The sequence below is a fragment of the Citrobacter sp. wls717 genome (genome assembly GCF_005280955.1).
Lineage (GTDB): Bacteria > Pseudomonadota > Gammaproteobacteria > Enterobacterales > Enterobacteriaceae > Citrobacter > Citrobacter werkmanii.
Genome location: NZ_SZWW01000016.1, coordinates 360356 through 379330, shown reverse-complemented (window position 1 = coordinate 379330; position 18975 = coordinate 360356). Strand labels below are relative to the sequence as shown.

Sequence of the window (18975 nt, the reverse complement as noted above, 5' to 3'; positions counted from 1 at the left end):
TGAGGGTTTGCTGTTAAAAATCATAATTCCCCACCAGAGTGTGATATGCATAAAACCATTGCTGTGTTACTGGGTTCAATTTGTTTAACTCCTGTCGTTGCGCATGCGGAACAGCCAGCAACGTCCAGCGCTGAAGCAGAAAATATAAAAACGCTGTTTTTTGGACATGACGATCGCATTAAGGTGACTGACCCAACGCAATCACCATGGGACGCTATCGGACAACTGGAAACCGCCAGCGGTAATCTGTGTACCGCTACGCTCATTTCACCCCATCTGGCTCTGACTGCCGGACACTGCTTACTTACGCCGCCAAAAGGTAAACCTGATAAAGCCGTGGCGTTACGCTTCGTGTCGAAAAAGGGTATCTGGCGTTATGAGATCCACGGAATTGAAGGCCGGGTTGATCCTTCGCTCGGCAAACGTTTAAAAGCCGATGGTGATGGCTGGATTGTGCCCCCCTCCGCCGCCCCATGGGATTTTGGTCTGGTGGTGTTGCGTTATCCACCTTCCGGTATCACACCGCTGCCATTATTTGAAGGTGATAAAGCGGCGTTAACCGCGGCGCTGAAAACCGCGGATCGTAAAGTCACGCAGTCAGGCTATCCGGAAGATCATCTTGACGATTTGTACACGCATCAGGATTGCGTGGTAACCGGCTGGGCGCAAAATACCGTTTTGTCACATCAGTGCGATACGCTCCCGGGCGACAGTGGGTCGCCATTGATGCTGAAGACGGATTCCGGCTGGCAATTGATTGGCGTACAAAGCTCCGCTCCGGCGGCGAAAGATCGCTGGCGGGCAGATAACCGCGCGATTTCCGTGACCGGATTTCGCGACAAACTGGAAGCGCTGGCCAAGGGATAACGCATACTGCCCGTATTAACGGGCAGCACTTTTATCAGGCCAGTTTTATCATGATCATTCCGGCCAACAGCAATGCCACGCCGATCCAACCTTTATTGTTCAGACGCTGACCAAACAGCACCCAGCCTGCGGCTAACGTCGCGGCAATCCCGAATCCGCCCCATAAGGCATAGGCGACGGAGAGATCGATACCTTTTACCGCCTGCGACAGCGCACTAAAAGCCGCTAAAACTGCAGCCAGCGACAGCACGCCATAAGCCTTACGGCGAAAACCATCAGAAAACTTCAAAAAGACGTTAGCCACGATTTCCAGAACGATAGCCATGCCAAGCCAGGCGCCATGAACCCATTCAAACTGCTGCATGGGTCACCTCTCTGCCCGCTTTGGCAGGCTTTCGTGTACCGGATTTAATCAGCACAATACCTACCACCAGCGAGACCAGACCAGCCACCTTCATCGTGGACAAGGTTTCGTCAAATAACAGCACGCTGAACAGCGTAATAAATAAAATACCGATACCTTCCCATAAGGCATAAGCTACGCCGAGGGCAATTTTTTTAACGGCAAAACTGAGAAAAATATACGATAAGGCGATCATTACCAGCATTAAAATAAAGCCTGAATTACCATGGCCCACGCTCGCCCATTTCATTGACAGCGTACCGGTAATTTCAGCCGCGATGGCCAGACCTAATAATATCCAGTAAAACATGATGCTTCTCCTGCTTGAGAATATAGTCCTTTGGGCCTACTGCATGCAGTAAACCAAAAAATAAAATCAGTTAGCTCAGCGCACAGCGCCAGCTCAGGCAGAAGAAGGGACTAAAGCGCGTTGCGCCAGTGTTGCTCACCCGCAAGCAGGAAAGTGGAAGAGGTACGAAGAAGTGTAGGTAAAAGCAAAAACATCCTGAACATATTGTCCATAATATTACAATTATCCGCAGTGTTGCTTCTCATCATCGCGGATGATAATTGTCCTCGGTAGTTAAACACAGATGATTTGTATCATAGGTTCATTACGAACTCAAAGCCTTTTCACTTCTTTACCAGCCCCGTTTGATTTTTGTTATAACGGCTCGACGCAAATCACATTATTATTCAGATTCAAAAAGTAAAAACACAGGAATACACATGGCGAAACCGATCATCACGCTTAACGGGCTAAAAATAGTCATTATGCTGGGCATGCTGGTTATCATACTGAGCGGCATCCGCTTTGCCGCAGATATCATCGTGCCCTTTATTCTGGCATTATTTATTGCCGTTGTGCTGAACCCTGTGGTGCAACGCATGGTGAAACTTCGCATACCGCGCGTATTCGCAGTGTCATTGCTGATCGTAATTATTGTAATGCTAATGGTGCTGTTATTAGCCTACTTAGGTACATCCTTAAATGAGCTTGCGCGGACGCTACCGCAATACCGTTCTTCACTGGTTATCCCGCTGAAAAATCTCGAGCCTTGGCTACAGCGCGCAGGGATAGGCGTTTCGGTGGATGAGCTCGTCAAATACATCGACCCGAACGCGGCAATGACGCTGGTCACTAATTTACTGGCGCAGCTGTCTAACGCCATGTCATCGATATTTTTACTGCTGCTGACGGTGGTTTTTATGCTGCTGGAAGTCCCGCAACTGCCCAACAAACTGAAACAAATGATGAGCCGGCCTATTGAGGGAATGGCAGCGATTCAACGCGCCATCGACAGCGTATCGCACTATCTGGTACTAAAAACGGCAATCAGCATTGTGACCGGACTGGTCGCCTGGGGCATGCTCGCCGCCCTCGACGTGCGCTTTGCCTTTGTCTGGGGATTGCTGGCCTTCGCCCTCAACTATATTCCTAATATCGGTTCCGTGCTGGCAGCCATCCCCCCTATTGCTCAGGTGCTGGCATTTAGCGGTCTTTACGACGCCCTGGTGGTGCTGGCGGGTTATCTGGTCATTAACCTGGTGTTTGGGAATATCCTCGAACCGCGGATTATGGGACGTGGTCTTGGGCTGTCCACGCTGGTGGTGTTTCTGTCATTGATCTTCTGGGGCTGGTTGCTGGGACCTGTGGGGATGCTGCTTTCTGTCCCGCTGACCATCATCGTCAAAATTGCGCTTGAGCAAACCAACGGCGGGCAAAGCATTGCCGTTCTGCTTAGCGATCTCAACAAAGCGTAAACTGTCGCCCCGACTGCGCGGGGCATTTCGTTTATCGTTTAGCCCGTAGCGCCAGGGAGGCACTCAACAGCGTAAATAACGCAATTATCCACGCCATGGTCCATGGCGTGCCGTCACTGAAAGCGGCCAGCAGTAATGATGAGATAATCCCGCTACCGTACTGTAATGCGCCAATCAGCGCGGAGGCTGAACCAGCGATGTTCGGTACCGCATCCAGCGCTGCGGCCGTTGAGGTAGCCGCAATAATGCCGTTCATCGAGAACAACAGGAATATGGTAGTGATAATGGCCACGATTCCCCCGGACTCCAGCTTAACCAACAGGGCAAGCGCAACCGCAGCCAGCGCCGCCAGCATCGTCGCATATTTCAGCAGTTGCTCCAGGGGATGCCGTTGCACCAGCCTACGGTTTACCACACTCATCGCCATGACGCCGACAATATTTAGCGCAAACAGCCAGCCATAATGCTGAGGATCAACATGGTAATAGCTAATATAAACAAATGGCGATCCGGTAATAAACGCATACGCGCCGACGTAATAAAACGTCAGGCTCAGGGTGTAGCGCATAAAACGCCCATTAGATAACAGGGAACGGTAATTACGAAATGCGCCCGTCAGAGAAGCTTTTACCCGTTTTGCTTCAGGCAGTGTTTCTGGTAGCCAACATAAAGAGACACACATTAACGCGCCAATCAGCACCAGCAGCCAAAAAACTGCGTGCCAGGTGCTCAGGCGAATAATTTGCCCGCCAATCAATGGCCCAGCTATCGGCGCAATCGCCATTATCAGCACCAGCGTCGAGAGCATTTGCGCCGCACGGGTACGCGCAAAGAGATCGCGGATCATTGCCCGGGCCAGCATAGGCCCAGTACAGGCGCCAAGGGCCTGAAATACCCGCCAGAAAACAATCTGCGTGATGCTTGTAGACATCGCACATCCTGCAGACCCGATGATAAAAAGCACCATGCCAATAAACAGCGGTTTACGCCTGCCCAGATGATCGCTAATCGGTCCCCAAATCAGCTGTGCGATAGTAAAACCTACCAAAAATCCGGTGATCGTAAGTTCTACATTGCCATGTAAATCCGTGGCCATTGTCGGCATTGCCGGAAGATAAATATCGGTAGAAAGTGAGGTAAAGGCCATCAGGCCACTGAGGATCAGAATAAAAGTAAGGCCGGTGTGGCTTGCTGTAGCCACCGGCGATGCCAGTTCATTTTTACGCATAGCGCTCTGTCATGTTGAAGAAACAGACCGCAGTATATATGCGACGTATTGCGGTGATTAGAGGGCTAAAATGGCATAAGTTTATGAACCATAATCATGAATAATGGCAACGTTAGCAGCAGATACTGCGATCCCACTCCAGTATTTGCTATCCAGAAATGAATTTAACTCATAGGTCCATGCGGGATTCACAGACTAATAGTACCCACAGAAAATTGCTAATCTGCGGTCAATACAAAGATGAATGCTCAGGAGAATCCCATGAATACAAAAGTACTCAATAACGGTGTTGAGATGCCCCTGCTTGGTTTTGGCGTTTATCAAATGACCGATGCCGCCGAATGCGAGCAAGCCGTACGGGATGCCATTGATTCAGGTTATCGCCTGATTGATACCGCTGCCTCATATCTGAATGAAACTCAAGTAGGGAACGCACTCAGGCAAAGCAGTGTGCCACGTAATGAGCTTTTCGTGACCACCAAGCTGTGGTTACAAGATGCAAGCTATTCCGGCGCAAAGGCGCAATTTACGCGGTCCCTGCAACGCCTTCAGCTTGATTATATTGATCTTTATTTAATCCATCAGCCCTATGGAGATGTACATGGTGCCTGGCGCGCTATGGAGGAGTTATATGAGGAAGGAAAAATCCGTGCGATTGGCGTGAGTAATTTTTATCCGGATCGACTGGCTGATTTAATGGCCTTCAATCGCGTGATTCCTGCCGTAAACCAGATTGAGGTAAACCCATTCCATCAACAGCCACATGCGGTTGCCTGGATGCAGAGCAGAAACATTCAACCACAAGCCTGGGCACCGTTCGCCGAGGGGCGTAATGACCTGTTTCAGAACCCGGTTTTAGCGGCTATTGGGGAAAAATATGGCAAAAGCATCGGTCAGATCGTGCTGCGCTGGATTTATCAGCGCGGAATTATTTCACTGGCGAAAACCGTGCGTAAAACGCGTATGACCGAAAATATTCAGGTGTTGGATTTTAGCTTGACCCCGGAAGAAATGACGCAAATTGCCGCCATGGATAGCGGAAGCAGCGCGTTTTTCTCGCATCGAGATCCGGCTAGAGTGGAATGGATCACCCAGCGGAAGCTGGACGTTTAAAAAAACGGCCTCCGCAGAGGCCGTCTTACTTTTAGCTAACGATTACAGCGCTTTCAGAATCGCATCCACGCTGGCCTTGGCATCGCCAAACAGCATATGGGTGTTTTCTTTAAAGAACAGCGGGTTTTGTACGCCAGCATAGCCGGTGTTCATTGAACGTTTAAACACGATAACGTTCTGCGCTTTCCACACTTCCAGCACTGGCATACCGGCGATCGGGCTGCGTGGGTCATCCTGCGCCGCCGGGTTTACCGTATCGTTGGCGCCAATAACCAGTACGGTATCGGTGTCGGCGAAATCATCATTGATTTCATCCATTTCCAGCACGATGTCATATGGCACTTTGGCTTCCGCCAGCAGCACGTTCATATGACCCGGCAAACGCCCTGCTACCGGGTGGATCCCGAAACGCACTTTGATGCCGCGGGCACGCAACTTCTCAGTGATTTCCGCCACCGGATATTGCGCCTGAGCCACAGCCATACCGTAGCCCGGAGTGATGATCACAGAATGCGAGTTCTTCAGCATTTCTGCTGTGTCTTCTGCATTAATCTCCCGGTGTTCACCCACCTCTTCATCAGAACCCGTAGATGAGCCATCAGAACCGAAGCCGCCCGCAATTACGCTGATGAACGAACGGTTCATTGCTTTACACATAATGTAAGACAGGATCGCACCGCTCGAACCTACCAGCGCACCGGTAACGATCAGCAGATCGTTGCTCAGCATAAAGCCCGCCGCCGCCGCCGCCCATCCGGAGTAGGAGTTGAGCATTGAAACGACTACCGGCATGTCTGCACCACCGATGGACGCCACCAGATGCCAGCCAAAAGCCAGCGCAATAATGGTCATCACCAGCAGCGCCAGAACCTGCAGGCCAACGCTTTCAGTACGAACAAACACCACCAACAGCAGGAAGGAAACGACCAGCGCCGCGAGGTTCATTTTGTGACGGTTTGGCAGCATCAGCGGTTTAGAGGAGATCTTGCCGCGCAGTTTGCCAAAGGCCACCACGGAACCGGTAAAGGTCACCGCACCGATAAAGATACCGAGGAACACTTCTGTCAGGTGAATGTTCACCAGAATCGGTTCCAGGCCCGTGTCGTGATACAGGTAGCTGTTAAAGCCCACCAGTACCGCCGCCAGACCAACGAAGCTGTGCAGAATCGCCACCAGCTCCGGCATCTCGGTCATCTCGACTTTTTTCGCCAGGCGGATACCAATCGCGCCGCCGATGATCATCGCTACCAGGATCCAGGCAACATTGCCGGTATCCGGGCCAAAAATCGTCGCAATCAGCGCAATCGCCATCCCGGCGATACCGTAGTTGTTACCCTGCTGGGAGGTTTCGTGTTTCGAAAGTCCCGCCAGGCTGAAAATAAACAGGATCGCGGCAACAATGTATGCAGCTGTAACTAATCCTCCAGACATATGTTACCCCTTAGTTTTTCCGGAACATTTTCAGCATGCGCTGAGTCACGGTGAAGCCACCGAAAATATTAATGCTGGCAATAAGCACCGCGATAAAGCTCAGGAAACTCACCCAGCCACCCTGGCCAATTTGTAACAACGCGCCGACAACGATAATCCCGGAGATGGCGTTGGTCACAGACATCAGCGGAGTATGCAACGCGTGCGACACATTCCAGACCACGTAGTAACCCACCACGCAGGAAAGCGCGAACACCGTAAAGTGACCGAGGAACTCTTTCGGGGCGACGTCGGCAAGCCAGCCAAACAAAATGACTACCAGCGCCATCAGCGCATATTTACGCCATGGTGAAACCGGTTTTTTCTCTTCTTTCGGCGCGGGAGCCGCTTTTGGCGCAGCCTGCGGCTGAGCTGAAACCTGGATCGGCGGCGCAGGCCAGGTGATTTCACCCTCACGAACCACCGTCACGCCACGCACCACCACGTCGTCAAAATCAACGGTAATGTTGCCGTCTTTCTCTTTGCACAACAGTTTGAGCAGGTTGACGAGGTTGGTACCGTACAGTTGGGAAGACTGCGTCGGCAGACGACCAGGCAAATCGGTATAACCGATAACCTTCACACCGTTCTCGGTGGTGGTCACCTGGTTAGGCACGGTATATTCACAGTTACCGCCGTTTTGCGCGGCGAGATCGACAATTACACTCCCCGCTTTCATCGAATCAACCATTTCACGGGTGATCAGTTTCGGCGCAGGCTTACCCGGGATCAATGCCGTTGTAACGATAATGTCGACATCTTTTGCCTGAGCGGCGAAAAGCGCCATCTCGGCTTTGATGAAGGCTTCGGACATCACCTTAGCGTAACCGTCGCCGCTGCCCGCCTCTTCTTTAAAGTCCAGTTCGAGGAATTCAGCGCCCATACTCTGAACTTGTTCTTTCACTTCCGGACGGGTGTCAAAAGCACGGACGATAGCGCCCAGGCTGTTTGCCGCCCCGATCGCCGCAAGCCCTGCCACACCCGCACCAATCACCATGACCTTGGCAGGCGGAACCTTACCCGCGGCGGTGATCTGTCCGGTAAAGAAGCGGCCAAATTCATGGGCGGCTTCAACAATGGCGCGATAGCCGGCGATATTTGCCATCGAGCTTAAGGCATCAAGCGACTGCGCACGCGAAATACGTGGGACGGAGTCCATTGCCATCACTGTCACATTGCGCTCTGCAAGCTTTTGCAGCAGCTCCGGGTTTTGCGCAGGCCAAAGAAAACTCACCAGCGTCGTGCCCGGATTAAGCAAGGGAATTTCCGCCTCTTCCGGTGCATTGACCTTCAGAATAATCTCTGACTGCCAGACAGCATTGCCGTCAACAATTTCTGCGCCTGCCTGCACAAACGCCTTATCGTCAAAACTCGCCAGTTGACCTGCGCCGCTTTCAACCGCGACGCTAAAACCCAGCTTTAGCAGCTGCTCAACCGTTTTCGGCGTAGCTGCGACACGGGTTTCATTGGTTAACCGTTCTTTTGGTATGCCAATTCGCATAATGTTCCCTTCCATCTGTATTTTTGATGATGGTTTATCAATGTTTACAAGAGGCATGCGCGCACTCTCGAAAGAGGTCAGTGTTACCTCAATAAAATAAAACAGTAACAAACTCTGTATAACCTACTGAAAATGGAGCCTGTGATCTAGCGCCAAAAAACAGTATTTATTATGAAATTCGCAAAACAGGGATGAATTCGCCCGCAGACAGGGATAATGCCCTTTAAATAGCCCGCAATGGCTGATAATTCGCTCAAGCGAAGCGGCAAAACATGATTAAGCGCCACCAGAGAACAATTGATTAACATTAAATTAACTTATGAAATTCAACTGTTTTATCAGTTTTAGCCTCCAAACGCCGAATTTTTGGACATATCACAAAATGTTATCGACACTGTTACACCCTGTGGCACGATGAGTGAAAAATGACGCAGACACTGACACAATTTAAATGCAATAATCAGCGACGTTTCTAGTCAATAACAATACCAGTACCTGGTTTGCGCAAGGCGAAGGATTATTTTTATGAAGCTTAAGAACACTCTCCTGGCGTCCGCACTTATTTCTGCGACTGCTTTTTCTGTAAATGCAGCGACAGAATTGACGCCGGAGCAAGCTGCTGCCCTGAAACCCTATGACCGCATTGTGGTTACCGGTCGTTTTAATGCGATCGGTGACGCGGTGGATGCCGTATCACGTCGTGCAGATAAAGACGGTGCAGCCTCTTTTTATGTTGTTGATACCTCAGATTTTGGCAGTGGCGGTAACTGGCGCGTTGTAGCCGACATCTATAAAGCCGACGCTGAAAAAGCGGAAGCATCCAAAAACCGTATTATTAACGGTGTGATGGAGTTACCTAAAGATCAGGCCGTTCTGATAGAACCTTACGATACCGTTACGGTACAGGGCTTCTACCGCAGCCAGCCTGAAGTGAATGATGCCATCACCAAAGCGGCGAAAGAGAAAGGGGCTTACTCCTTCTATATCGTTCGCCAGGTCGATGCCAACCAGGGTGGTAACCAGCGTATTACCGCATTCATCTATAAAGCGGATGCGAAAAAACGCGTAGTACAAAGCCCTGATGCAATCCCGGCTGATTCTGATGCCGGTCGCGCCGCATTAGCTGCAGGTGGTGAAGCCGCGAAGAAAGTTGAGATCCCGGGCGTTGCGACTACCGCATCTCCGAGTGCTGAAGTTGGCCGCTTCTTCGAAACGCAATCCACCAAAGGTGGACGTTACACCGTCACGCTGCCGGATGGCACGAAAGTTGAAGAGCTGAATAAAGCGACTGCTGCCATGATGGTTCCGTTCGACAGCATCAAGTTCACCGGTAACTACGGTAATATGACCGAAGTCTCTTATCAGGTTGCCAAGCGCGCAGCGAAGAAAGGCGCGAAGTATTATCACATTACTCGCCAGTGGTCAGAACGTGGTAACAACATGACCATCAGCGCTGATCTGTATAAGTAATATCCTATGCTTTATCAGGTCTGCAGCGCTTGTAGGCCTGATAATTTTCCCTTGTTAAGCCCTCAGCCCGAACAAAAAACACGAATATTAAGACAACTTTTCACACTATTAGTCACAAATCTCTCTATCCCCATTGCATGCGTTCTCTTCTCTCCGTAAAATCCCGCGCCTTAGTGGCTTTCACCATTTTTATGCGGTTTGCCAAAATAATTATTCTCTCACTCTCGTTTTAGTAACTGGATACAAATGGAAAAGAAATTGGGTCTGAGCGCACTGACCGCGCTGGTTCTAAGCTCAATGCTCGGCGCTGGTGTTTTCAGCCTGCCACAAAATATGGCGGCGGTTGCCAGCCCGGCTGCATTACTGATTGGTTGGGCGATTACCGGTGCGGGTATTCTGCTACTCGCCTTTGCCATGCTGATCCTGACGCGTATCCGACCTGAACTGGACGGTGGCATTTTTACCTACGCGCGCGAAGGTTTCGGGGAACTGATTGGCTTCTGCTCTGCATGGGGATACTGGCTATGCGCCGTTATCGCTAACGTTTCGTATCTGGTTATCGTCTTCTCTGCGCTCAGCTTCTTTACCGATACGCCGGAATTACGCCTTTTTGGCGATGGTAATACCTGGCAGGCTATTGTTGGCGCATCAATGCTGCTGTGGATCGTCCATTTTCTGATACTGCGTGGGGTGCAAACCGCAGCCAGCATAAACCTGGTCGCGACCCTGGCCAAATTGCTGCCGCTTGGCCTTTTTATCGTGTTGGCGTTCATGCTGTTTAAGCTCGATACCTTCAGTCTGGATTTTACCGGTGTCGCGTTGGGCGTCCCCGTCTGGGAGCAGGTCAAAAACACTATGCTCATTACCCTTTGGGTATTCATCGGTGTGGAAGGCGCAGTGGTGGTTTCCGCCCGCGCACGAAACAAACGCGATGTCGGACGCGCCACGCTGCTGGCGGTGCTTGCCGCGCTGGGCGTTTATCTGTTGGTCACCCTGCTGTCGCTGGGTGTTGTCGCACGTCCAGAACTGGCAGAAATCCGCAACCCATCAATGGCCGGTCTGATGGTAAAAATGATGGGACCATGGGGCGAAATTATTATTGCCGCGGGTCTGATTGTCTCCGTTTGCGGTGCCTATTTGAGCTGGACGATTATGGCAGCGGAAGTGCCATTCCTCGCCGCTACCCACAAAGCGTTTCCACGGATTTTCGCGCGTCAGAATGCGCAGGGTGCGCCATCCGCGTCGCTGTGGCTGACCAACATCTGCGTCCAAATCTGTCTGGTGCTGATCTGGCTCACAGGTTCCGACTACAATACGCTACTGACTATTGCCTCAGAGATGATTCTGGTGCCCTATTTGCTGGTCGGCGCATTTTTGCTGAAAATCGCTACCCGTCCGTTGCATAAAGCCGTCGGTGTCGGTGCGAGCATTTATGGCATATGGTTATTGTATGCGTCAGGTCCGATGCACCTGCTGCTGTCTGTGGTGCTATATGCGCCGGGACTACTGGTTTTCCTTTATGCCCGTAAAACACACGCGCATGAAAATGTATTAAAACGTCAGGAGATGGCGCTGATCGGCCTGCTGCTTATTGCTGCAGTTCCGGCGACCTGGATGTTGGTGGGGTAACGCTATCCCCATCGTTCGCGAAACCTGGAGATTACGATGGGTAAAAAGCCCCCTTTGCCGATACTTATCACTGGAGGAGGTCGTCGCATCGGCCTCGCCGTCGCATGGCATTTTCTCAATCAAAGACAGCCAGTTATTGTCAGCTATCGGACGCATTACCCGGCCATTGATGGCTTGTGCGAAGCTGGCGCGTTATGTATCCAGGCTGACTTTTCTACCGATAAAGGCGTGTTAGCCTTTGCCGATGAGGTTAAAAGGCAGACGAACGGTTTGCGCGCCATTGTGCATAATGCCAGTGCCTGGGTTGCAGAAAAGCCGGGCACGCCGCTAACCGAAGTGCTGTCGGCCATGATGCAGATTCATGTCAATACGCCCTACTTACTCAACCACGCCCTGGAAGAGTTGTTACGCGGTCATGGACATGCAGCCAGCGATATTATCCATTTTACGGATTATGTTGTGGAGCGTGGCAGCGACAAGCACATCGCTTATGCTGCCAGTAAAGCGGCGCTGGACAATATGACTCGCTCGTTCGCCCGCAAACTGGCGCCGGAAGTCAAAGTGAATGCGATTGCCCCCTCGCTGATCCTGTTCAACGAGAGTGACGATGCTGAATATCGCCAGCAGGCTCTGAATAAATCACTGATGAAAACGGCGCCCGGTGAAAAAGAAGTCATTGATTTAATTGACTATCTATTGACCAGTTGCTTTGTCACAGGACGTAGTTTTGCCCTTGATGGCGGGCGTCATCTGCGTTAATGCAGTTTAATCCAACAAAAAATCAGCAACCACGCGCTCAGGCTCCAGCACACTACTGACCCGCCGAGCGCGACGGGTAAGCGCATAAAGCCGGTGAAATACCACAGCGAAACGAGGTAGACAAAATAGGGAATAATCGACCACATGCTGAATACAATGGTGGTACGCAACGCCTCGATTCCACGCTCACTGGCCACGATATAATGGGCAATCAACGCGAATGTCGGGAACAGCGGGATTAATCCAGCAATATAGTAATTCTTTGTTTTAGCGAGCAAACCAATCAACACCACCACCAGCGCACCCAGCGCCGCTTTGATAACGAGTCCCATTACCCTGCCTTAACACATCAATAACATCAGTCCCTAGCATAACGGAAGCAATCTTGTTTAGAAAAGATTAATGGAAGGAAAAACGAGGGCGGTGTATGTTGGCGTTTTATATTCAAAATGAATGATATGAACACCATTGTATTTGTTGAAGATGATCCTGAAGTTGGCTCGCTGATTGCCGCCTATCTGGCCCGGCATGACATTGAGGTTATTCTTGAACCTCGTGGTGATTTGGCCGAGGAGAGAATCCTGCAAGTTCAACCCGATCTGGTGTTGTTAGATATCATGCTGCCGGGCAAAGACGGGATGACAATCTGCCGCGATTTACGTGGACGCTGGCAGGGTCCGATTGTTCTGCTGACCTCTCTGGACAGCGACATGAACCATATCCTGGCGCTGGAAATGGGGGCCTGCGACTACATCCTTAAAACAACCCCTCCGGCCGTACTGCTTGCGCGACTACGCCTGCATTTGCGTCAGAGCGAACATTCAGCCCAGTCTAAAGGTATTCAGGCAGCGACCATCACGCCGCACACAACGCTACGCTTTGGTACACTCGCTATCGACCCAACCAACCGCTCCGTGTTACTCGGCGGCGAGCAAGTCTCTCTTTCCACCGCCGATTTTGAATTATTGTGGGAGCTGGCGACTCATGCCGGGCAGATTATGGACCGCGATGCGCTGCTGAAGAACCTGCGCGGTGTAAGCTATGACGGTATGGATCGCAGCGTCGATGTGGCGATTTCCCGATTACGTAAAAAACTGCTTGATAACGCCACTGAGCCCTATCGAATCAAAACGGTACGCAACAAAGGTTACCTGTTTGCACCGCACGCCTGGGACGACGAGCCACAGAAATAATGCCATCAGGCCGGTCTCGCAGATCGGCTGGATTTATCACAATACGTTACACCGTCACGAAAAATTGTTTACAGAACAGGCATACAACCGCCATCCGGCTAGTTTCCACATTTTTTGTGTGGCTGCTGACTTCCCCCCTCCCTATAATCCGTTGCGGTCCTGAACCTTATGGTTCAGGTTTATTTCGCAATAACAAAACTCTTTCCGGCATTTCAGGTGCTGAATGAGGCAAGAGGCTACAATATGTTCGTTACGCTCGCGTATATCGCGTTCTTTTTGGTTTGTTCATGGGCAATTTTCAGAATCAACCAAAAAAGTCACTCTCTTTCAAAAAGTGTCTTCATCGCTATTTTTCTAGGTGCCGTTATCGGCTTATCCCTGCATCTCATTGCTGCCGACGACAGTAAAACAGTTATCGGTTGGTATAACGTTATCGGCAATGGCTATGTGAATTTACTAAAGCTGGTTGCGGTTCCGCTGATTTTCATCTCTATTCTCTCAGCCATTAATAAGCTCGAAAATAGTGCAGGCATTGGGAAAATGTCGTTAACCATCGTCGGATGCATGCTCTGCCTGGTAATGATTGCCGGGTTTATTGGGCTACTGACTGCGCATGTATTAGGTCTGGACGCCAGCGCATTTGTTCATATGCAGTCCACGCTGACGGCGGATGATGTGAGTAAAACTGCCGCCATTTCACTACCAAAACTGATGACCTCCCTGATCCCCACGAACATTTTCCTCGATCTAACCGGGGCCAGAAGTGTTTCCGTCATAGGCATTGTTATCTTCACGCTACTTGCCGGCGTGGCATTATTAAAGGTCAAACAAGACGCCCCGCAAGAAGGTGAAAAATTAAGTGCCGGCATTAACGCCATCCAGATTTGGGTGATGAAGATGGTACGTATCGTTATTGCCCTCACCCCTTATGGCGTGATGGCATTAATGGCAGGCGTATTTTCCGCGTATCGACTTGAACAATTTGCCAGTCTGTTAGGCTTTATTGCAGCCTGTTACCTTGCCATTCTGATGATGTTTATCGTCCACGCGCTAATACTGGTGCTGAGTGGCAATAATCCGGTTCACTATTTTAAAACCGTCTGGCCAGTATTAACCTTTGCCTTTGTGTCACGCAGCAGTGCGGCATCTATTCCACTGGCTATTACCGCGCAGGAAAAGTTTGGCGTGCAAAACACCATTGCCAATATTGCGGCCTCATTCGGCTCCAGCATGGGTCAAAACGGCTGCGCCGGGATCTATCCGGCTATTATGGTGGCGATGATTGCGCCAACTATTGGCATTGATCCGCTATCGGTGGATTTTTTGCTCGCCATGCTACCTGCGATTGCGCTGGGTTCCATCGGAGTGGCGGGCGTTGGTGGCGGCGGAACATTTGCTGCGCTGATCGTCCTTTCAACGCTGAACTTCCCTGTCGCGCTGGTGGGGATTTTCATTGCTATCGAGCCTGTCGTTGATATGGCCAGAACGGCACTCAACGTGAATGGTTCGATGATGTCAGGCGTACTGGCTAACAGGCTCCTGAAAAAAAGAGCAGAAGAACCGCAACGCGTGAACGCGAATTAATCAGCCTTCCAGTAAGAACTAAGCCTTCCTGTAAACGGAAGGCTTTCTTTTGTGTCAACTGAATGTCAGTCCGTCGTATTTTTTCCAACGGTAATTCACGGCAGAAATAATCCAGCAGCAGATAAAAACGCCAATAATCACAAAGCCGACATTGCCCATATGGTCACTCAAATTGCTGACGGTATCCCATAATCCTCCCTGGAGTGAAAATGCGTCAGAGAGAAGTCCCAACGCCTCCAGTCCACCGATAAATAGCGCAACAATCACCGAGGTTCCGGTGATGGTCATATTGTAATAAAGCTTGCGCTGCGGCTTATTAAACGCCCATCCATAGGCCTCAACCATCAGGATGCTGTCAAGGCAATCAATCAGCGCCATCCCGCAGGTAAACAGCGCCGGGAAAACTAATATTGACCAGACCGACATGCCACTGGACGCGCTTGAAGCGGAAATACCCAGCAGAGAAATTTCAGTGGCGGTATCAAAACCCAGACCAAACAGAAAACCGACAAAATACATATGCCAGTCTTTACCTACCAGGCGGAAAGCTGAGCGAAAAATCCAGTTCAAAGGACCTGAAACCGTAATATTTTCCGTGTTGCCAGCGTAAGTACCGGTGCGTTTAAGATGGCGAAAAGCCTTCCAGACATGGCAGAAGATAATGAGATTGATAGTGGCCAGAATCAGCAGAAATGCGGCAGAGACCGTGGTACCGATAAGACCGCCGACATTCTGAAACCATGTCATATGCTGCTTAAAGACGCTGGTGGTCAGCGCAATGCCAATGCTTGCCAGCACAACAATGGTGGAGTGACCAAGGGAAAACCAGGCTCCCGTCGTCAGGGCGCGTTTTTTCTGCTGCATCAGTTTGCGCGTCGCGCTATCTATAGCAGCAATATGGTCGGCATCCACGGCATGGCGCAAACCATAGCACCACGCGATTAGACTCAGCGCCAGTAACGACGTGTTGTTGCTAAACGCGGTGAAAGCCCACAGCCACGCCACAATGTTTGCCCCGATGAGTAAAATCATCAACGAAATAATGTTTGGGCGTTTTTTTAAAATTGAAAACAATGCGTTCATTGTTTCCAGCCTGTCAAATTTGCGCTAAACAACACACTACACCGCCGTTCACTGATTGATTAATAAAACGTTTACCAGGCTAATGATAACTCTTAAGAATTACCAACCCAGTGTCATAGATCAAAGTTGATTACCACTGATGCGAGTTCCGCCATCGCTCACTCCGCTACGCACAGGGGTATATAGTCGCGTTGTCCCCCTCTTACAAAAACCGGCTTTAACTCCGAAATCAAGAATCAGGCATTGAAGCATTCCGCAGAAGATTATGGCCCAGAGCACTAATGGGCACATTCTTATGTCTCCGTGTGCCATGCTGATTGTGGTTGTTAAATGAGGAAAACGCGATGATTGTTTTATGCAAAGCCTGCGGGACATCCTATGAGAAAACGGATTCTCATCCACAACATTGCGCTATCTGTAATGATGAACGCCAGTATGTCCCCGCGACAGGGCAGAAATGGATCGATTTTTCCGCCCTTTGTGCTTCACATACAAATAAGTGGCAACAACACAACGGCGATCTTCTCAGCATCCGCACCGTTCCGGATTTTGCGATTAACCAGCGGGCATTTATTCTACGTACTCCCGAGGGCAATATTCTGTGGGACTGTATTGCTACGCTCGATGATGCCACGAAAATGCTAATAGCATCTCTGGGCGGGCTTAAGGCTATTGCGATATCGCACCCTCACTACTACACAACGATGCAGGACTGGGCTGCAGAATTTAATGCCCCGATTTACCTCCATGCCAGTGATAGCGAGTGGGTGATGCGCAACAGCCCGTGGATTAGATTTTGGCAAGGCGACACCCTTGAACTCGCCCAGGATGTCAGTGTGATACGACTGGGGGGACACTTTTCCGGCGGCTGTGTTTTGCACTGGGCACGAAATGAAGGCCTGGTACTTTCCGGCGACATCGTTCAGGTCACACCAGGGACGCATGCCGTCTCCTTTATGTGGAGTTATCCCAATATGCTGCCGCTGCCAGCCGCAACGGTCAGCGACATCACTCACCGCCTGAGTACGGTAAGATTTAAACAACTCTACGGCGCATTTGAGGGAAAAGATATTAAGGACAATGCCGATGAAATCGTACGCCGTTCAGGCGAAAAGTATATCTCCTGCCTTAGATAATCGGGCCGTTTACTCTCTCCCTCACTCAGGAAGATGAAAATGGATAGAACTGATAAACCGCCCCCATCAGCGAGAGACTGACTATCACGCTAATAATAAAATAGGTTTTGAATGGCTGCTTTTGTGTTTTATGGCGGAAAATTTGTTGACCCGCTATCGCGCCCCCCCACCCGCCAACAACACCAAACATCAGCAAAGTAGACTCAGGCACCCTGCGCCAGGTCTTACGAGCGGCCATTTTGTCGACGCCGTATAGCGCCATCGTCAGTATATTGGCAACTATTAGCCACATAACCACAGGATGTGCGGTGAAAATACAGCCTGTTGCTGCGAAAATGAGTAGCAAATAACAACAACGATTGAAATTCATATTTTTATATCACAACAATTTTGAGAGTATCAGTACGCATTATATTGCGTATTCGGTGATTTTATATGAAGAAGCTGTTTGTACAGTTTTATCTCCTGCTGTTTGTCTGCTTTCTGGTGATGACCTTACTGGTCGGCCTTGTATACAAATTCACCGCAGAACGCGCGGGCAGACAGTCGCTCGACGATTTAATGAAAAGCTCGTTGTACCTGATGCGCAGTGAACTGCGCGAGATCCCACCACGTGACTGGGGTAAGACGCTAAAGGAGATGGATTTGAACCTCTCTTTTGATCTGCGCGTTGAACCGCTGAATAAATACACGCTGGATGCCCCAACCATGCAGCGCCTGCGCGAAGGCGATATTGTCGCGCTTGACGATCAGTACACTTTTATTCAACGAATCCCGCGCAGCCATTACGTGCTGGCCGTCGGCCCGGTACCCTATCTCTATTTTCTGCATCAAATGCGCTTGCTGGACATCGCGCTGATGGCGTTCATTGCCATTTCGCTGGCCTTCCCGGTGTTTATCTGGATGCGCCCCCACTGGCAGGAAATGCTCCGACTGGAAGCCGCAGCACAACGTTTTGGTGAGGGACATCTGGGCGAACGCCTCCATTTTGATAACGGTTCCAGTTTTGAGCGTCTTGGTGTGGCGTTTAACCAGATGGCGGACAATATCAATGCGCTGATCGCCAGTAAAAAACAGCTTATTGATGGTATTGCCCATGAGCTTCGGACTCCACTGGTACGCTTACGTTACCGACTGGAGATGAGTGAGAACCTCACCGAGCAAGAATCTCAGGCACTGAATCGTGATATCGGCCAGTTGGAAGCGTTGATCGAAGAGTTACTGACCTACGCCCGGTTGGATCGCCCACAAAATGAATTGAAGCTTAGCGTACCCGACCTGCCCCTTTGGCTGACAACCCATCTTGAGGATGTGCAAAGCGTCAATCCTGACCATGAGGTGCGGCTACGCCATCTTCAGAGTGGCGACTACGGTGCATTGGATATGCGCCTGATGGAGCGTGTGCTGGATAATCTGCTGAATAACGCCCTGCGCTATTGCCAGTCGACGGTACAAGCCAGTCTGCAGTTGGACGGCAACCAGGCGACACTGATCGTGGAAGACGACGGTCCGGGTATCGCACCTGCGGCGCGTGAACAAGTTTTTGAGCCATTTGTACGCCTCGATCCCAGTCGTGACCGGGCGACCGGTGGTTGCGGACTTGGGTTAGCCATCGTCCATTCGATCGCATTGGCTATGGGCGGTACGGTCGTCTGCGATGAAAGTGAACTGGGCGGGGCTCGTTTTTCTTTCAGTTGGCCTGTCTGGCATAACATTCCTGAATTTCCCACTGCCTGACCCATGCCGCTCGGTGGTCAGGCGGCAAATGTTGTGCT

18 protein-coding genes are annotated in these 18975 nt (G+C 50.6%); 10 read left to right on the top strand and 8 right to left on the bottom strand.

The window, feature by feature from the left end; all coding sequences use genetic code 11:
* Window positions 1–45 precede the first annotated feature (45 nt).
* Window positions 46–867 carry a serine protease gene (locus FDX09_RS11870; RefSeq protein ID WP_038640479.1) on the top strand — a complete coding sequence of 274 codons (822 nt, stop codon included), beginning with the start codon at window positions 46–48 and terminating at the stop codon, window positions 865–867.
* Between the two features lie 34 nt (window positions 868–901).
* On the opposite strand, the gene mdtI is transcribed toward FDX09_RS11870, so the two are convergent.
* Together mdtI and mdtJ are read right to left on the bottom strand one after the other, a co-directional pair.
* Window positions 902–1231: a multidrug/spermidine efflux SMR transporter subunit MdtI gene (gene mdtI, locus FDX09_RS11865; protein ID WP_038640477.1), complete on the bottom strand. Its 330-nt coding sequence runs from the start codon at window positions 1229–1231 to the stop codon at window positions 902–904.
* Window positions 1218–1583 carry a multidrug/spermidine efflux SMR transporter subunit MdtJ gene (gene mdtJ, locus FDX09_RS11860; protein WP_160956389.1) on the bottom strand — a complete coding sequence of 122 codons (366 nt, stop codon included), beginning with the start codon at window positions 1581–1583 and terminating at the stop codon, window positions 1218–1220. The genes mdtI and mdtJ overlap by 14 nt, the downstream gene beginning before the upstream one ends.
* 416 nt (window positions 1584–1999) lie before the next feature.
* On the opposite strand from mdtJ, the gene FDX09_RS11850 reads away from it, so the two are divergent.
* Entirely contained in the window at window positions 2000–3034 is a 1035-nt protein-coding gene (locus FDX09_RS11850; RefSeq protein ID WP_110498092.1) for an AI-2E family transporter, read from the top strand.
* A gap of 31 nt (window positions 3035–3065) precedes the next feature.
* Here the strand turns inward: FDX09_RS11850 and FDX09_RS11845 are convergent, their stop codons facing one another.
* Window positions 3066–4262 (bottom strand): multidrug effflux MFS transporter, encoded by a 1197-nt coding sequence (locus tag FDX09_RS11845; protein WP_069324177.1) that lies wholly within the window; start codon window positions 4260–4262, stop codon window positions 3066–3068.
* Between the two features lie 261 nt (window positions 4263–4523).
* Between FDX09_RS11845 and FDX09_RS11840 the strand changes: the two genes are divergently transcribed.
* Window positions 4524–5375: an aldo/keto reductase gene (locus FDX09_RS11840; RefSeq protein WP_087856370.1), complete on the top strand. Its 852-nt coding sequence runs from the start codon at window positions 4524–4526 to the stop codon at window positions 5373–5375.
* Between the two features lie 42 nt (window positions 5376–5417).
* Here FDX09_RS11840 and pntB read toward each other — a convergent pair whose 3' ends face one another.
* Window positions 5418–6806 (bottom strand): Re/Si-specific NAD(P)(+) transhydrogenase subunit beta, encoded by a 1389-nt coding sequence (gene pntB, locus FDX09_RS11835; RefSeq protein ID WP_038640472.1) that lies wholly within the window; start codon window positions 6804–6806, stop codon window positions 5418–5420.
* A gap of 10 nt (window positions 6807–6816) precedes the next feature.
* Window positions 6817–8346 carry a Re/Si-specific NAD(P)(+) transhydrogenase subunit alpha gene (gene pntA, locus FDX09_RS11830; RefSeq protein ID WP_085049552.1) on the bottom strand — a complete coding sequence of 510 codons (1530 nt, stop codon included), beginning with the start codon at window positions 8344–8346 and terminating at the stop codon, window positions 6817–6819.
* Between the two features lie 525 nt (window positions 8347–8871).
* On the opposite strand from pntA, the gene ydgH reads away from it, so the two are divergent.
* The 3 genes from ydgH (at window position 8872) to folM (ending at window position 12204) form a co-directional block, all read left to right on the top strand.
* A complete protein-coding gene (gene ydgH / locus FDX09_RS11825) occupies window positions 8872–9816 on the top strand; it encodes a DUF1471 family protein YdgH (protein ID WP_069324179.1) in 945 nt (314 codons plus the stop codon).
* 246 nt (window positions 9817–10062) lie between these two features.
* Entirely contained in the window at window positions 10063–11445 is a 1383-nt protein-coding gene (locus FDX09_RS11820; RefSeq protein ID WP_069324180.1) for an amino acid permease, read from the top strand.
* A gap of 36 nt (window positions 11446–11481) precedes the next feature.
* Entirely contained in the window at window positions 11482–12204 is a 723-nt protein-coding gene (folM, locus tag FDX09_RS11815) for a dihydromonapterin reductase (RefSeq protein ID WP_121529026.1), read from the top strand.
* On the opposite strand, the gene FDX09_RS11810 is transcribed toward folM, so the two are convergent.
* A complete protein-coding gene (locus FDX09_RS11810) occupies window positions 12201–12536 on the bottom strand; it encodes a GlpM family protein (RefSeq protein WP_032939759.1) in 336 nt (111 codons plus the stop codon). The two genes, folM and FDX09_RS11810, sit on opposite strands and share 4 nt — an antisense overlap.
* Before the next feature lie 126 nt (window positions 12537–12662).
* On the opposite strand from FDX09_RS11810, the gene rstA reads away from it, so the two are divergent.
* Both rstA and FDX09_RS11800 read left to right on the top strand, forming a co-directional pair.
* Complete coding sequence (gene rstA, locus FDX09_RS11805; RefSeq protein WP_170973237.1) at window positions 12663–13397, top strand: two-component system response regulator RstA; 735 nt, start codon at window positions 12663–12665, stop codon at window positions 13395–13397.
* 243 nt (window positions 13398–13640) lie between these two features.
* On the top strand, window positions 13641–14981 hold the full coding sequence (locus tag FDX09_RS11800) for an L-cystine transporter (RefSeq protein WP_137347247.1): 1341 nt from the start codon (window positions 13641–13643) through the stop codon (window positions 14979–14981).
* Between the two features lie 54 nt (window positions 14982–15035).
* Here the strand turns inward: FDX09_RS11800 and FDX09_RS11795 are convergent, their stop codons facing one another.
* Window positions 15036–16064, bottom strand: coding sequence for a HoxN/HupN/NixA family nickel/cobalt transporter (locus FDX09_RS11795; protein WP_087856366.1), 1029 nt, complete (start codon window positions 16062–16064; stop codon window positions 15036–15038).
* Window positions 16065–16408: 344 nt separating this feature from the next.
* On the opposite strand from FDX09_RS11795, the gene FDX09_RS11790 reads away from it, so the two are divergent.
* On the top strand, window positions 16409–17200 hold the full coding sequence (locus tag FDX09_RS11790) for an MBL fold metallo-hydrolase (protein WP_137347246.1): 792 nt from the start codon (window positions 16409–16411) through the stop codon (window positions 17198–17200).
* Window positions 17201–17225: 25 nt separating this feature from the next.
* Here FDX09_RS11790 and FDX09_RS11785 read toward each other — a convergent pair whose 3' ends face one another.
* Entirely contained in the window at window positions 17226–17570 is a 345-nt protein-coding gene (locus tag FDX09_RS11785; RefSeq protein ID WP_087856364.1) for a DUF1294 domain-containing protein, read from the bottom strand.
* Window positions 17571–17635: 65 nt separating this feature from the next.
* Here FDX09_RS11785 and rstB point away from each other — a divergent pair, with 65 nt between their 5' ends.
* Entirely contained in the window at window positions 17636–18937 is a 1302-nt protein-coding gene (gene rstB, locus FDX09_RS11780; protein WP_137347245.1) for a two-component system sensor histidine kinase RstB, read from the top strand.
* Window positions 18938–18975: the final 38 nt, after the last annotated feature.

What these genes read in the sequence shown, in the direction of transcription:
- FDX09_RS11870 (WP_038640479.1), top strand. Translation starts at nt 46, where the DNA reads ATGCATAAAACCATTGCTGTGTTACTGGGTTCAATTTGTTTAACTCCT.
- mdtI (WP_038640477.1), bottom strand. Translation starts at nt 1,231, where the DNA reads ATGCAGCAGTTTGAATGGGTTCATGGCGCCTGGCTTGGCATGGCTATC.
- FDX09_RS11850 (WP_110498092.1), top strand. Translation starts at nt 2,000, where the DNA reads ATGGCGAAACCGATCATCACGCTTAACGGGCTAAAAATAGTCATTATG.
- FDX09_RS11845 (WP_069324177.1), bottom strand. Translation starts at nt 4,262, where the DNA reads ATGCGTAAAAATGAACTGGCATCGCCGGTGGCTACAGCAAGCCACACC.
- FDX09_RS11840 (WP_087856370.1), top strand. Translation starts at nt 4,524, where the DNA reads ATGAATACAAAAGTACTCAATAACGGTGTTGAGATGCCCCTGCTTGGT.
- pntB (WP_038640472.1), bottom strand. Translation starts at nt 6,806, where the DNA reads ATGTCTGGAGGATTAGTTACAGCTGCATACATTGTTGCCGCGATCCTG.
- pntA (WP_085049552.1), bottom strand. Translation starts at nt 8,346, where the DNA reads ATGCGAATTGGCATACCAAAAGAACGGTTAACCAATGAAACCCGTGTC.
- ydgH (WP_069324179.1), top strand. Translation starts at nt 8,872, where the DNA reads ATGAAGCTTAAGAACACTCTCCTGGCGTCCGCACTTATTTCTGCGACT.
- FDX09_RS11820 (WP_069324180.1), top strand. Translation starts at nt 10,063, where the DNA reads ATGGAAAAGAAATTGGGTCTGAGCGCACTGACCGCGCTGGTTCTAAGC.
- folM (WP_121529026.1), top strand. Translation starts at nt 11,482, where the DNA reads ATGGGTAAAAAGCCCCCTTTGCCGATACTTATCACTGGAGGAGGTCGT.
- FDX09_RS11810 (WP_032939759.1), bottom strand. Translation starts at nt 12,536, where the DNA reads ATGGGACTCGTTATCAAAGCGGCGCTGGGTGCGCTGGTGGTGGTGTTG.
- rstA (WP_170973237.1), top strand. Translation starts at nt 12,663, where the DNA reads ATGAACACCATTGTATTTGTTGAAGATGATCCTGAAGTTGGCTCGCTG.
- FDX09_RS11800 (WP_137347247.1), top strand. Translation starts at nt 13,641, where the DNA reads ATGTTCGTTACGCTCGCGTATATCGCGTTCTTTTTGGTTTGTTCATGG.
- FDX09_RS11795 (WP_087856366.1), bottom strand. Translation starts at nt 16,064, where the DNA reads ATGAACGCATTGTTTTCAATTTTAAAAAAACGCCCAAACATTATTTCG.
- FDX09_RS11790 (WP_137347246.1), top strand. Translation starts at nt 16,409, where the DNA reads ATGATTGTTTTATGCAAAGCCTGCGGGACATCCTATGAGAAAACGGAT.
- FDX09_RS11785 (WP_087856364.1), bottom strand. Translation starts at nt 17,570, where the DNA reads ATGAATTTCAATCGTTGTTGTTATTTGCTACTCATTTTCGCAGCAACA.
- rstB (WP_137347245.1), top strand. Translation starts at nt 17,636, where the DNA reads ATGAAGAAGCTGTTTGTACAGTTTTATCTCCTGCTGTTTGTCTGCTTT.